At 73.5% G+C, this 13,115-nt stretch carries 11 protein-coding genes; 6 read left to right on the top strand and 5 right to left on the bottom strand.

The genetic code is table 11. The features are described 5' to 3' along the window. Positions 1-40 precede the first annotated feature (40 nt). Complete coding sequence (locus ACSDG8_RS13415; RefSeq protein WP_210897823.1) at positions 41-1,117, top strand: adenosine deaminase; 1,077 nt, start codon at positions 41-43, stop codon at positions 1,115-1,117. On the opposite strand, the gene ACSDG8_RS13410 is transcribed toward ACSDG8_RS13415, so the two are convergent. Beyond that, positions 1,118-1,531 (bottom strand): hypothetical protein, encoded by a 414-nt coding sequence (locus ACSDG8_RS13410; protein ID WP_247679289.1) that lies wholly within the window; start codon positions 1,529-1,531, stop codon positions 1,118-1,120. A gap of 384 nt (positions 1,532-1,915) precedes the next feature. Here ACSDG8_RS13410 and ACSDG8_RS13405 point away from each other — a divergent pair, with 384 nt between their 5' ends. The 4 genes from ACSDG8_RS13405 (at position 1,916) to ACSDG8_RS13390 (ending at position 7,007) form a co-directional block, all read left to right on the top strand. After that, positions 1,916-5,530 (top strand): sensor histidine kinase, encoded by a 3,615-nt coding sequence (locus tag ACSDG8_RS13405; RefSeq protein WP_210897819.1) that lies wholly within the window; start codon positions 1,916-1,918, stop codon positions 5,528-5,530. Continuing rightward, positions 5,527-5,931, top strand: a complete 405-nt coding sequence (locus ACSDG8_RS13400) for a roadblock/LC7 domain-containing protein (protein WP_013283992.1) — start codon at positions 5,527-5,529, stop codon at positions 5,929-5,931. Before ACSDG8_RS13405 ends, ACSDG8_RS13400 begins: the two co-directional genes overlap by 4 nt. A gap of 100 nt (positions 5,932-6,031) precedes the next feature. Then, entirely contained in the window at positions 6,032-6,412 is a 381-nt protein-coding gene (locus tag ACSDG8_RS13395; protein WP_210897991.1) for a DUF742 domain-containing protein, read from the top strand. Position 6,413: 1 nt separating this feature from the next. Continuing rightward, complete coding sequence (locus tag ACSDG8_RS13390) at positions 6,414-7,007, top strand: GTP-binding protein (protein ID WP_030501201.1); 594 nt, start codon at positions 6,414-6,416, stop codon at positions 7,005-7,007. 123 nt (positions 7,008-7,130) lie between these two features. Here ACSDG8_RS13390 and ACSDG8_RS13385 read toward each other — a convergent pair whose 3' ends face one another. The 3 genes from ACSDG8_RS13385 to ACSDG8_RS13375 all read right to left on the bottom strand — a co-directional run bounded on the left by ACSDG8_RS13385 (position 7,131) and on the right by ACSDG8_RS13375 (position 11,928). Further along, entirely contained in the window at positions 7,131-8,351 is a 1,221-nt protein-coding gene (locus ACSDG8_RS13385; protein ID WP_210897817.1) for an ABC transporter substrate-binding protein, read from the bottom strand. A 123-nt stretch (positions 8,352-8,474) separates the two neighbouring features. After that, the gene (locus ACSDG8_RS13380; protein WP_210897815.1) at positions 8,475-10,880 is read right to left on the bottom strand and encodes a transposase; all 2,406 of its coding nucleotides are present in this window, start codon (positions 10,878-10,880) and stop codon (positions 8,475-8,477) included. A gap of 40 nt (positions 10,881-10,920) precedes the next feature. Continuing rightward, positions 10,921-11,928 (bottom strand): DNA primase, encoded by a 1,008-nt coding sequence (locus ACSDG8_RS13375; RefSeq protein ID WP_210897813.1) that lies wholly within the window; start codon positions 11,926-11,928, stop codon positions 10,921-10,923. Between the two features lie 115 nt (positions 11,929-12,043). Here ACSDG8_RS13375 and ACSDG8_RS13370 point away from each other — a divergent pair, with 115 nt between their 5' ends. Next, positions 12,044-12,385: a PadR family transcriptional regulator gene (locus tag ACSDG8_RS13370; protein ID WP_210897811.1), complete on the top strand. Its 342-nt coding sequence runs from the start codon at positions 12,044-12,046 to the stop codon at positions 12,383-12,385. A 29-nt stretch (positions 12,386-12,414) separates the two neighbouring features. Here ACSDG8_RS13370 and ACSDG8_RS13365 read toward each other — a convergent pair whose 3' ends face one another. Then, positions 12,415-13,098 carry a permease prefix domain 1-containing protein gene (locus tag ACSDG8_RS13365; protein ID WP_210897809.1) on the bottom strand — a complete coding sequence of 228 codons (684 nt, stop codon included), beginning with the start codon at positions 13,096-13,098 and terminating at the stop codon, positions 12,415-12,417. Positions 13,099-13,115 lie beyond the last annotated feature (17 nt).

Raw genomic sequence — 13,115 nt, 5'->3', positions numbered from 1 at the left:
CCACCGTCGCGCCCGTACCGGGGGTGACTAGGGTCGGAGCATGGTCGCAATCTCGTACGAGGACATCGTCAAGGTCCCGAAGGCGCTGCTGCACGATCACCTCGACGGCGGCCTGCGGCCCGCGACGATCGTCGAACTGGCCGCCGAGGTCGGCCACGAACTGCCCACCACCGACCCGGCGGCGCTCGGTGTCTGGTTCACCGAGGCGGCGAACTCCGGCTCGCTGGAGCGTTACCTGGAGACGTTCGCGCACACGGTGGCGGTCATGCAGACCGCGAGCGCGTTGCGCCGGGTCGCCCGCGAGTGCGCGCTGGACCTGGCCGCCGACGGCGTGGTCTACGCCGAGGTGCGCTTCGCCCCGGAGCAGCACCTGGAGCAGAACCTGACGCTGGACGCGGTGGTCGACGCGGTGGTCACCGGGTTCCGGGAGGGCAGCGCGCTGGCCGCCGAGGCCGGCACCCCGATCCGGATCGGCACGCTGCTCACCGCGATGCGGCACGCCGCCCGGTCGCAGGAGATCGCCGAGCTGGCGGTGCGGCACCGCGACACCGGGGTGGTCGGGTTCGACATCGCCGGCGCCGAGGCGGGCTTCCCGCCCACCCGGCACCTGGACGCGTTCGAGTACCTCCAGCGGGAGAACTTCCACTTCACCATCCACGCCGGGGAGGCGTTCGGCCTGCCGTCGATCTGGCAGGCGATCCAGTGGTGCGGTGCCGACCGGCTCGGACACGGCGTACGCATCGTCGACGACATCACCCCCGGCAACCCGCCGGTGCTGGGCCGGCTGGCCGCGTACGTGCGGGACAAGCGCATCCCGCTGGAGCTGTGCCCGTCGTCGAACGTACAGACCGGCGCGGCGGCCTCGATCGCCGACCACCCCATCGGCCTGCTGCGCGACCTGCGGTTCCGGGTGACTGTGAACACCGACAACCGGCTGATGAGCGGCACCTCGATGTCCCGGGAGATGGCGCTGCTGGTGGAGGCCTTCGGCTACGGCTGGAAGGAACTCCAGTGGTTCACCATCAACGCGATGAAGAGCGCATTCATCCCGTTCGACGAGCGCCTGCGGATCATCGACGAGGTGATCAAGCCGGCGTACGCCGAGTTGATCGGCTGATCACGACTGGCGGGGGTGGCCGGAGAGCAACGCGGCCACCCCGCGCAGCACCTGACCGGCCCGGGCCGCCTCGGCGCCCAGCCCGGTCTGCCGGCGCAGCACGGCCGGTTCGGCGCGCAGCAGCGCGACCCCGCGTCGCAGCAGCACCCGGGGCGCCTTGCGCTGCTCGGCGAGATCCCGGGCGAGACGGCGCAGGAACGTCGCGCCGCGCGGGCGGCGTAGCGCGTACGCCCCGGCGAGCAGGCCCCGCCGCCGGCACTCGGCCACGATCTCGGCGGCAAAGATCCCCTCGGCGACAAAGATTGGCGATCCGTCGATGTCGAATGGCCGGGTGGCCACCCGGCGGTCCGCGCCGATCGCATAAACCGGCACTTCGGCCTTGCCCTGCCGGGCCAGTCGGGTGATTGTTTGCACCGCCGTGTCCGCATCCCAGGACAGTGGAGACTCCCAATCCACCTGTCCGTTCCGACGCGGGCACGTAGGGTCATCGCCGTCCTTGTAGAAGTCGTCCAGGCAGAGCACCGGAAGTCCGGTTCGCTGCGCTATGTATGACTTTCCTGACCCGGAGGGGCCAGCGAGCAGGACAACGCGGTGCGGATGTTCCATTACCTTCAGTGACTCCGGCCAGACGGATTGCTATCAAATTGCATCAACATCTCATCACACCTCCGGTGAGGGACAACCTGGTCTTTCTCTTTGCGAGGCGGCGTGATGGAATCTCGGAGGTCCGACCCGCCGGGTCGGTCGCTCGGCGTTGCCCTCAGGTGGCGTCGGGCGCAGTAATGCGAGGGCGGTGACGTGAGCAAACGGCCAACGACGGCGGGCTCCTTCCTGTCGCGGCTGCGCCGGCCGATGAATCGGCTGCGCGACATGCCGATCTGGTCCAAGCTCGGTCTGATCATGATCGTGCCGACCATCGCCACGGTCGTGGTGGGCACTAGTGGTCTTGTCGACCACCTGGAGACGCTCAACAATGCCAACCGGGCGGGGGATCTGGCCAACCTGATCGGCTACTCGGGTGACCTGGTCGACACCGTGCAGGACGAGCGGGTCGGCGCCGTGCTCTTCCTCGGCGCGAAGGAGTTCCAGACCCGGGCGCAGTACCAGGAGGGCTACAACCGGGCGAACCAGCGGGTGGACCAGGCGAAGTCGCCCTACCTGCGGCAGCGTGGCGAGATCGACGACCTGCCCCGCAACTTCGTCGGGCTGCTCGACACGATCGACACCCAGCTGAAGGACCTCCCGGCGACCCGGAGCCAGGTGCTGAACGGCAAGCTCAAGATCAATGACGCCGACCAGGCGTACCGGCAGCTGATCGAGGACCTGCTGTCGATCCGCGACTCGGCCACCCAGCTCGCCGGTGACAACGACCTGAGCGACCGGATGCGCGCGGCCGGCGCGGTGGCCCGGCAGAAGGAATACCTGACCCAGCGCCGCGTGGTCGTCCACCAGGCGATCACCCAGAACCAGTACACCGCCGCGCTGCGCGAGCAGTTCATCGCCAGCGGCACCGGCCAGGCGCAGTCGCTCGCGACGTTCCAGGCGATCGCCACCGAGCCGGACAAGCTGTTCTACGAGCAGACCGTCTCCGGGCCCGACCTGCGCAAGGCGGACCGCTTCACCAGCTTCATCTCGAGCAACAACAACGGCTCGATGGCGAACGCCCCGTTCGGCCCGGACCAGTGGGACCAGACCATGGTCGCCAACGCCAAGCTGATGCGCAGCGTGGAGTCCCGCCTCGACGGCAACGTTGTCCGGCAGGCCGACGCGCTGCGCTCGGACACCCAGCGCCAGGTGTTCCTGGAGACCGGCCTGCTGCTCACCATGCTGCTGCTGGCCATCCTCTTCGCGTACCTGGTCGCCCGCTCGATGGCCCGCTCGCTGCGCGACCTGCGCCAGGGTGCCCTGGCGGTCGCCCAGTACGGGCTGCCACAGGCGGTCGCCCGGCTACGCGACCCGCAGGTGACCGGCCAGCTCACCCCGGTGCAGCTGGCCAACCAGATCGCCGAGCCGCTGCCGGTGCGCAGCAGGGACGAGTTCGGCCAGGTGACCGAGGCGTTCAACGCCGTCCACCTGGAGGCCGTCCGGACCGCCGCCGAGCAGGCCGCCCTGCGGGCGTCCGTCGCGACCATGTTCGTCAACCTGGCCCGCCGCTCGCAGATCCTGGTCGACCGGCTGATCGGCCACCTCGACCGGCTGGAGCGCGGCGAAGAGGACCCGGACCGGCTCGCCGAGCTGTTCCAGCTCGACCACCTCGCCACCCGGATGCGCCGCAACGACGAGAACCTGCTGGTGCTCGCCGGCGCGGACTCCACGCGCGTGCAGCGCGAGCCCGCCGCCCTGATCGACGTGCTCCGTGCCGCCCAGTCCGAGGTCGAGCACTACACCCGGATCGAGTTCGGGGTGATCGACCGGGACATCGAGGTCGCCGCCCACGCGGTGAACGACCTCGTGCACCTGGTCGCCGAGCTGTTCGACAACGCGACCGCGTTCTCCCCGCCGGACTCCCAGGTCATGGTGGAGGCCCGCCGGGTCGGTGACCGCGCCTCCCTCTACGTGGAGGACCGGGGCATCGGCATCAGCCCGGAGCAGCTCCGCGACCTCAACGAGCGGCTGGCCACGCCGCCGCAGGTGGACGTCGCGGTCTCCCGGATGATGGGCCTGGTCGTGGTGGCGCGGCTGGCCGCCCGCCACGGCGTCCGGGTCGAGCTGCGGCCGGGCACCGACCGCGGCACCGTCGCCGACGTCACGCTGCCCACCACGGTCCTGGTGCCGCGTGCCCTGGCCGGCCGCGGACAGCCGACCCCGGCCCTGCCGGCCGCCGGTCCGCAGCAGAGCGGCCCGACCCCGGCCTTCGGCGCCCTGGCCGCCTTCGGCGGCAACCCGCAGAGCCTGCCGCCGGCCCCGCACCCGGGCGCCTCCGGCAACCAGGTCACGCTCGGCGGACGCGCCTTCGACCCGGCGCCGCGCAACGGCGCGGGCACCCCGGCGAACGCCGGTGGCGGTCGCGCCATGCCGGCCTGGTCCGACCTGACCGGGGCCAACCCGGGCGGCGGGGACGGCGGGTTCGGCCCCCGGCCCTCGTCCGGATCCGGGTTCGAGCCGCTGCCCCAGCGGCGCAACCCGGCCGAGGGCGACCCGGGCACCAGCGGTCAGCAGCCGGCGATCCCGCGCCAGCTGCCGAGCAGCCCCGAGGCGCGGCCCTACAGCCCGCCGCCGGTCTCCGCGCCGCCGGTCCCGCCGGTGTCGGCCCCGCCGCTGCCGCCGGTCTCCGGCGCCCCGGCCGCCGGCCACCCGCTGCCGTACCGTCCGGTCTCGGCCGCCCCGGTCTCCGGTGACCCGTACTCCGGTCGCCCGGTCTCCGCCGCGCCGGTCTCCGGCCAGCCCACGTCGGCAGTGCCGGTCTCCGGTCAGCCGACCGGTTACCAGGTCTCCGCGCCGCCGGCGAACCAGCTGCCGGCGCGTCCGGTGACGCAGACGCCCATGCCGGGCGTGGGCGCGCCGCCGGTCTGGCCGCCGGTCGCACCGCACCCGGCCCCGGCCCCCGTGGCGCCGGAACGGCCCACCAGCGGCATGGACATGACCACCGAGCTGCCCCGGGTGCCGCGCACGGAGATGCCGGCCACCTCGCAGCCCGCGACCGGCCAGCCGGCCGCCGCCAACCCGGCGACGAACCAGCCGCCTGCCACCCCGGCGAGGCCGGCCGCCACCCCGGCGGCGCGACCGGGCCCGGCGCAGCAGCAGGGCAACCGCCAGCGGTACGCGGACGAGACGATGGAGCTGCCGATCTTCCGGGAGCTGGAGTCGGCGTGGTTCCGTACCCGCCGACCCGGGCCCGAGGAGACGGCGGCCCCGGCCGCGACGACGAACGGCGGCGCCGCCACCCAGCAGTTCGCCAAGGTGGACACCGCCGGCCGGCCGGTGCCGCAGCCGACACCCGCAACGACAGGTAACGCACCGATGGCACCCACTCCGACGGCCGGCGGAGCACCGCGTGACAACGGCGCGGCGAACGGGAACACCCGTCCCGCGTACTCCGGAGGGCTGCCCACCCGGCAGCCGACCGCGTCGCCGCAGTCGTCGCCCTGGCAGACCGCGGCCGACGACGGCTGGCGCGCCGCCTCGGCGGCCACCGAGGTGCCGGTCGCGGAAACCACCCAGAAGGGCCTGCCGAAGCGGAAGCCGATGGCCCAGCTCGTGCCCGGCAGCATCGACAAGCCTTCTGCCTCGGTGCAGCGGCGGACACCGGAGGGCGTCCGGGGTCTGCTCTCGGCCTACCATCGGGGCGTGCAGCGCGGGCGTAACACCGACAGCAACACGACCGGCCCGGAGGGCACTCCGGGCGGGCAGCAGTCCTCGCAGTCTGGCTCAGGCCCGGTGGCCGGGAGCGGGCAGAAGGAGCAACAAGGATGACTACTACGCAGGATCTCGGATGGCTGCTCGCCAACTTCGCCGACCGGGTGCCCGGTGTGGCGCACGCGGTCGCGGTCTCGGCCGACGGCCTGCTTCTCGCCTCGTCCCGTGACCTTCCGCGGGACCGCGCCGACCAGCTCGCCGCGATCGCGTCCGGTCTGGTCAGCCTCACCCAGGGCGCGGCCCGCTGCTTCGAGGGCGGAGCGGTGTTGCAGACAGTCGTCGAGATGGACAACGGTTTCCTGTTCCTGATGTCCATCTCCGACGGTTCGTCGTTCGCGGTGCTGGCGGCGCGGAGCTGCGACGTGGGTCAGGTCGGGTACGAGATGGCCCTGCTCGTGGACCGGGTGGGCGATGCCCTGACGCCGCAGCCGCGCACGGCTGTGGGAATGATGGGCTGAATGACGCGCTGGCCGGTGGGTCAGGTGCGGGAACAACAACGACAGCGACGGATGCCACCGGGGCGAGCCGGTGCCGGGTACGAGGGAGGTGAGCGGCGACATGGTGGATCGTGACGAGCCGACCGGCGCATTGGTCCGGCCGTACGCCGTCACCCGTGGTCGTACCCGTCCCCGGCTCGACATCGCCTTGGAGGCGCTCGTCGAGACGACGGTGCGCGGCCGAGCGGTTGCCACTGGCAATGGTGGTGGCCACGGTCGTGAACACCAGTACATCGCCGCGTTGTGTGACGGACGTGTGCAGTCGCTCGCCGAAATCGCGGCGCGGATGCAGCTTCCGCTCGGCGTGGCCCGGGTGCTCATCGCCGACATGGCGACGGACGGCCTGGTCGCGGTCCACGAGCCGACCATCCTGGACGACTCCGACGACGCGGTGGGTACTGAACTGCTGGAGAGGGTGCTGAGTGGACTTCGCAGGCTCTGACATGTCGCACCGGCCGCCGGCCCCGAGCGGCCGAGTGACGTCGGCGAAGATCGTTATCGCCGGTGGGTTCGGCGTCGGCAAGACGACGCTGGTCGGCTCGGTCTCCGAGATCACGCCGCTGACCACCGAGGCGATCATGACCTCCGCCGGTGTCGGCGTCGACGACACCCGGCAGGTGCCGGGCAAGACGACGACCACGGTGGCGATGGACTTCGGTCGTATCTCGATCGACCGTGACCTGATCCTGTACCTCTTCGGTACGCCGGGTCAGACGCGGTTCTGGTTCATGTGGGACGAGTTGGTCCGGGGTGCGATCGGCGCGGTGGTGCTGGTCGACACCCGGCGGCTCGCCGACTGCTTCGCCGCCATCGACTTCTTCGAGCACCGGCGGCTGCCGTACCTGGTGGCCATCAACTGCTTCGACGGCATGCAGTACCACGATCCGCAGGACGTCCGGGACGCGCTGGCGATCTCCCGCGACGTGCCGGTGGTGCCGTGCGACGCCCGTAACCGGGAGTCCACGAAGCACGTGCTGATCTCGCTCGTCGAGTACGTGCTCACCATGCGGCGCTCGCGGGCCGTCGCGCCCGCCTGACCGACGCGCGGAAGCGCCCGGCGGCCTTCGGGCCACCGGGCGCTTCCTGCCGTCCGGGGTCGGACACGGTACGCGGTCGCCCGGTGACCCTCCAGTAGGGACGGTCGCCGGGCGGCGGTCCGGTCAGGCGTACCGGGTCCAGCTGCCCCGGTAGACCTGGTAGACGGCGAGCGAGTCGCGCTCCATGCCGCCGTGCCGACCGGCGCTGAACGCGTACCCGCCCGCGATGCCCTCGACGGTCTGCGCCTGGAGCAGGGCCCGCAGCCGGCCCCGGTCCAGGCTCGTCGCCATCCGCGCCGACATGGCGAGGAGCTGGAGCGCGTCCGAGGCGTACGGGGCGAAGTCAGGGCTGTCGCCGTGCCGCTGCGTGTAGCGGTTGGCGAAGTCCCGGCGGGCCAGCTGAGCCGTGGTGGTGGCGATCGCCCCGGAGATGTCCAGACAGGCCGGGTGCACCGCGTACGCGCCCTCCACCGCGGCGGCGTTGGCCCCCTGCACTGTGTCGTCGGCGACCGCGCCGGCGTCGAAGAAGATCGGACCGCGGTGCCCGGCGGCGCGGAGCTCCCGGGCGGCGGCGCCGGAGTCCGGCGCGGTGGCCCAGATGACCACTCCGTCCCCCGTACCGCCCGCGACCCGGTCGGCGGCGGCGCGGAAGCGCCGGCCGGTCCCCGGCAGGCGGACCGTGCGGGCCAGGTCGGTGCTGCTGTCGGCGAGCGCGTCCCGCATCGCCCGCACACCCGAGTCGCCGTGCAGCCCGTCCGCGGCCAGCAGGGACACCTGCCGGAGCCGCTTCGACTCGAACAGCTCCACCAGGCGGCCCGCCATGTCGATCGCGTCCGGGGTGAGCTTGTAGGTGAACGTGCGCTCGTCCAGCGGCGCCACGATGCGGTCCCCGTAGCCGAGCGACAGGAAGGGCGTCTTGACCCGCTGGGCGGCCGCCGCCAGGGCGGCGGAGGTCTCGCCGAGCACGCCGCCGATTAGCGCCTGCGCCCCGGCCCGGGTCAGGTCTGCGGCGTGACGGGCGGCGACCTGAGGGTTGCTGCCGTTGTCGAGGATCTGGAGCCGGACCGACCGGACCAGGTTGCCGACCGGAATGCCGGTGCGGTTGAGCGAGTCGGCGGTGAGTTGCAGGGCCTGCCGCTGGGCGACGCCGAGCAGCGCCCCCGCACCGGTCAGCTCCAGGCTCGCGCCGACGATCAGGTCCTGGTCGCTCGGCGCGCTGCTGGACGGGCCGTCGTCCGGCCGCTGGCCCTGCGGCGCGCAACCCGCGAGCAGCAGGCTCCCGGCCGCGGCGGCGAGGACCCCCCGACGCGTGAGCACAGTGGAGTCGAACGCCGGTGTCGCCATTGGAATCGCCTTCCCACCCCGGCGATCAGGCGCCGCCGCTGGTCCGCCGGGTATGTTCCCGGCCGGTCGGACCTAGCGTCAAATCGCCCTGGTGTGGGATGAAACACCCCCCGGCGAGCCCGGTCAGGAGCGGTATCCGGCCGAGCGGTACTCGTACTCCCGGTCGTCCTCGCGGTCCCCGCTGTCGCGGGTGAAGTCCCAACCGCCGGCCGCCTCACGGCCCGGACGGCCGCCCACGGCGAAACCGCCGATCTCCTGGCCACGCCGCCAGCCCCGGAAGTATCCGGTGGTGTTCTCGGCGAGGCTCGCCGCGTTCCGGACGATCCGCAGAGGACGCTCCTCGCGCAGCGGGGAGCCCGGCACCAGGTTGGCCTGCGGAACCCGCTTCGGCAGCCCGGCCTTGGTCTCCGCGCCGACGGACGGGCGGGCGGCCTGCTCGGCCGCCTGCCAGCCGGTGTCAGCGGTGCTGGACCACTCCAGGTCGGCCTCGTCGCCGTGCCCGACGAACCAGGCGGACTTGGCCTGCGCGAAGATCAGCAGGTCGCCGTCGCCGTCGTCGGAGACCGGCGGCGGCCGGTGCTCCTTCGGCGCGGGACGCCGCTCGAGCGGGGCCGGAAGCGAGGCGCGGCTCGGGTCGCCGTGGTCGACGAGACGCAGCGGCGGCGTGTCCAGCCCCGGATCGGCGGGCCGGCTCATCTCGCCGCGCAGCGCCCGGTCGGCCAGCGGCGGCGGCTCCACCAGCCGCAGCATCGGCGGCTCCTGCGGAAGGTCGTCGGCGAGCCACGGCGGGGTGACCCGGCCCGGGTCGCTCGGCGCGTCCACGCCCCGGCCGTACGGGTAGGTGGTGCCCTCCCGCTCCCGTGCGGTGTCGTCCTCGTTGTTCACCAGCGGCCAGTTCGCCCGGGAGCCCGGCGGTGCGGCCTCCGGCGCCGGCGGGCGCGGAGCCGGCACCGGGATGCTCAGGTCGGTGGCGCTGAACCCGCCGGTCGGCGGCTCCTGGTGCTGATTGGTTTTGGGACGGGGCGGGATGACGGTGCGCTGCCGCTCCGCCCGCGCCTTGTTGATCGCCGCGGTGGTCAGCGTCGGGCGGAACGGCTCGCCGGCCTCGGCCGGTGGCACGGCGCCGCGCGGCGACGGAGCGATCGGGGTGATGCCGGGCGGCGGCGGAGGCGGCGCCGAGACCGGCCGGTTGGTGGGTCCGTCCACCCGCGACGGCAGCGGCGCGCCGGTCGGCTCGGGCCGGGACTGCGGTGCGGAGGCCGGGCGGCCCAGCGAGGCCGCCGGGGCCACTGGCGTCACCGGGGCCGGAGCGACCGGCGGAGGCGTGACCGGGGCGGGCGCGACGGGCGGCGGGGCGAGCGGCCGGGGCGTCGTCGTGGCGGCCGGGCCGGAGACCGGCTCGGGCCGGCCGCGGCGCCCGCCGGGAATCGGCTCCGGGCGGCCACGCCGCCCGGCCGGCTCGGGTGCGCCGGCCGGCTCGGGACGACCACGGTGGGATGCCGGCTCGGCGACCGGCTCGGGCTGGACCGGCCGCACCGCGCGCAGGTCGGTGGCCGGGGCCAGCTCGTCGACCTGCTCGCCGCGTCGGGCGGCGGCCCGGCGGCCGGTGGCGGGCGCGGGAGCGGTGCGTTCGGCGAGCGCGCCAACCAGCGCGTCGCATCCGGCGTCACAGGTCCGGACGGAGGCGACCGCCTGCCGTACCGTCTCGGCGACGGCGGCGGTGAGCGTCCGGTTGACGGTGGCCCGCCGGGGTGTCTCGGAGATGGCGACCCGCAGCGCGGTCACCGCGTCGGAGACGGCCTCGGCGTCCGCCACACCCTCGGCGGCGAGCTGGGCGACCACCGCGTCGGCGGTCAGCCCGCCGTCACGGCCACGGGCCGCGGAACCGGTGAGCATCCCCGGCTCGGGCAGCGCGTCGAGAACCGCGAGGGCGACCCGGTCCGCCGGGTCCGGGTACGCGCGCAGCGCGGACGGGTAGAGCTCGCGGAGCACCTCGCGCAGCGTCACCGCGGCCGAGTGCCGGCCGCTCGCGAGCGCCGCGTGCGCGGCCAGGACCTGCGTGTATCCGGCGAGTTCACGCGGCGCCGGGAGGGTCACCGCGGAGAGCGCACCGGCCTGCAGCGCGCGGGCCAGCCCGACCGCGCGGCGCTCGGCGGGCGGGGACTGCATCTCCTCCAGGGAGTCGTCGTCGGCGAAGCGCTCGGCGAAGTCGTCGACCGAGTCGTCGTCGGCGATCGCCAACGGACGGCCGGCGGCGCTCAGCAGCGAGGTGACGATGTGGTCGTCGCTGTCCGCGGCGATGGCCGCGCCGCTCGGACCGCCGGACCGCTCCACCAGCAGCGCGACCAGCTGGGCGTACCCGGCGGCCTCGTCCCCGATCTCACAGACGTGCAGCAGACGGCCTGCGTCGTCGACCACAGCGGACGTCAGCGTCGTTCCGGCCGAAGCCGTTCGGTCGGCCGGATCTGCCGAGGCCAGACCGCAGTACACGCGCACGAGCGCCACGGCGTCGTCCTCCTCCCGGGACACAGGTCTTGTTCTGCCAGAGACTGATGCTCCCCGCTCCGGGTCAGTCGCGCCAGTCCACAACCGCAGAGATCTTGCCGACAATGGTGCGCCAACCCAAACTTGCGGTTTGTGCCCCGATTTTCTTCAACCGGCGACGGCCGAGGAATCCCCCGATTCCGCCATTGACGGAAGCCCGCAGAGCCTCGTCCAGGTCGTCCAGGCTGGAGCCGGCGGAGAGCATGTCCAGCACGGCTGGTAGCCGCAGGGCGTACGCCAGGTCACGGGCGATCTCACCAGCTTCGATGAGTAGCTCGTGGTCCCACGCGTCGTGGCCGCCTCGCAGGTTCTCCACCACCAGGTCGAGTTCGTAGGTGTCCTCGTCCAGCGGGGCGATGTCGGCCGGTTCCAGCCGTTCGGACAATTCATTCCAGCTGTCCAGTTGGGACAGATCGGTGGGCGCGCCGGAACGGATGAAAGAGACCAATGACTCCGGGGTCTTGAACAGTAGGAGCCGGCCCTTGTGGGTGAGGAAGACCGGCACCTCCTCGTCGCCCGCGGCGTCCTCGTCCTCGTCGTCTTCCTCGGCCTCTTCGTCCTCGTCGTCGTCCTCGGACCCGGCCTTGTCCTCGGTCGCGTCGTCGTCGGCCTTGCCCTTGCGGCGCCCCTTGGCGGCCTTGTCGGCCTTCTCGTCGTCCTCGTCGTCCTCCTCGGCGGAGAGGGCGGCGAACTCCTCGTCGAGGATCACCACCTCCTCGTCGTCCTCGGTCTCGACGACCTGGCGACGGGCCAGGAAGGGGTCGTCCTGGTCGCGCTCGACGACGTCGGTCGGGGTCAGCTCGCGCGCCGGCCGGTACGCCCGCAGCGTGAAACCGGTGCCGGCGGGCAGCGCGATCTCCACCGGGTCGATCCGCACCTCGTCCCAGAGGGCGCGGTTGACCGGCGTGCGGTCCGCCTCGACCTCGTCGGCTGCGGCGGGCGCGTCGGTGTCGTCGAGCTCGGGCTCGTCGGCGTCGGGCCGTTGGGGCGACTGGCGGGCCACGCTGACCTCCGTGTGCGTTCGGTTGCCCACCCGGCGGCGTCGCGCCGCCGAGTGACTCTGCGCACATACCCTAGTGGGCGATCCGTTCCGGCCGGGAGCCGCACCCCATGGCGTTCCGGAGACCCGACAAGTAGCGTTGCTACGCATGAAGGCGCAGGCGCTGCACGGACACCTCGACGCGCTGCTGCTCGCCGTGCTGGAAAAGGGCCCGCGGCACGGCTACGCGATCATCGAGGCGCTGCGCGCCCGCAGCGGCGGGACGCTGGATCTGCCCACCGGCACCATCTATCCGGCGCTGCGCCGGCTGGAGCGGGCCGGCCTGGTGGCGAGCACGTGGAGCACCGTCAACGGCCGGGAACGCCGCACCTACGAGCTGACCGAGGCCGGTGGCCGGGCGCTGGCCGGGGAGCGGGCCGGCTGGCGTGAGTTCAGCGCCACCGTCGGCCGGTTCCTCGGGGCGGACGAGCCGCCCACGGCCCCGGCCTGACCCCGGTCGGCCGGGCCGGTGGGGGCGACTCAGCCGGCCAGCCGCCGCTCGGCGAGCACCCAGCAGCGGGCGGCCCGGACCAGGGCGAACCAGGCCGCCGAGCCCAGCGTCGCCCCGATGATCATCGGGGGCCAGGTGAGCGCGGCGTCCCACAACCCGACCGACCAGCCGAACAGCGCGCCCCCGGCGGCCACGCCGAGCAGCAGGGCACCGGTCAGACCGAAACCGATCAGCCGGGCCGGACGGACGAGCCGGGGCGATCCCCACCGGGCGGTGAGCGGGCCGACGAGCAACGCGGCCAGCGCCAGCACGGCGACCACACCCCAGATGACGTTCAGCCCGGCAGACAGCAGCAGGTAGCTCGCCGGCGGCGGGGGACCACCGCTCCAGCTCGACCCCTGCCAGGTCAGGTCACCGGCGGCGATCAGCACCACCGACACCAGGAGCGTGCGCAGCGCCAGCCCACGCAGCGCGCCGGTGGCCAGCTCGGCCTGGAACTCCGGCACGAGCTGCCGGTCGCTGCCGAACTCGGCGACCGCCCGCCGCTCCGCCTCCGCGCGCGGCAGGCCCCCCTCCCGGTACGCCTCGACGGCGTCCTCCAGCGCGTGCCGCGTCTCGGTCAGCAGGTCGGCCTTGAGCCGGTCCGGCCCGTACAGCCGCCCGGACAGCTCGCGCAGCCGGCGGTCGACCACTGCCTCCTCATGGACCCGCATGCGCACAAGCCTGCCAT

It is taken from the genome of Micromonospora sp. LA-10 (assembly GCF_051853095.1).
GTDB classification, from domain to species: Bacteria; Actinomycetota; Actinomycetes; order Mycobacteriales; family Micromonosporaceae; genus Micromonospora; species Micromonospora echinospora_A.
The sequence above is the reverse complement of the archived record's forward strand: the minus strand, read 5'-3'. Positions and strand labels throughout refer to the sequence as shown.

Bases quoted from the DNA above. Each gene is read 5' to 3' on its own strand.
- ACSDG8_RS13415 (WP_210897823.1), top strand. From the start codon at position 41: ATGGTCGCAATCTCGTACGAGGACATCGTCAAGGTCCCGAAGGCGCTG.
- ACSDG8_RS13400 (WP_013283992.1), top strand. From the start codon at position 5,527: ATGACTACTACGCAGGATCTCGGATGGCTGCTCGCCAACTTCGCCGAC.
- ACSDG8_RS13395 (WP_210897991.1), top strand. From the start codon at position 6,032: ATGGTGGATCGTGACGAGCCGACCGGCGCATTGGTCCGGCCGTACGCC.
- ACSDG8_RS13390 (WP_030501201.1), top strand. From the start codon at position 6,414: ATGTCGCACCGGCCGCCGGCCCCGAGCGGCCGAGTGACGTCGGCGAAG.
- ACSDG8_RS13385 (WP_210897817.1), bottom strand. From the start codon at position 8,351: ATGGCGACACCGGCGTTCGACTCCACTGTGCTCACGCGTCGGGGGGTC.
- ACSDG8_RS13370 (WP_210897811.1), top strand. From the start codon at position 12,044: ATGAAGGCGCAGGCGCTGCACGGACACCTCGACGCGCTGCTGCTCGCC.
- ACSDG8_RS13365 (WP_210897809.1), bottom strand. From the start codon at position 13,098: ATGCGGGTCCATGAGGAGGCAGTGGTCGACCGCCGGCTGCGCGAGCTG.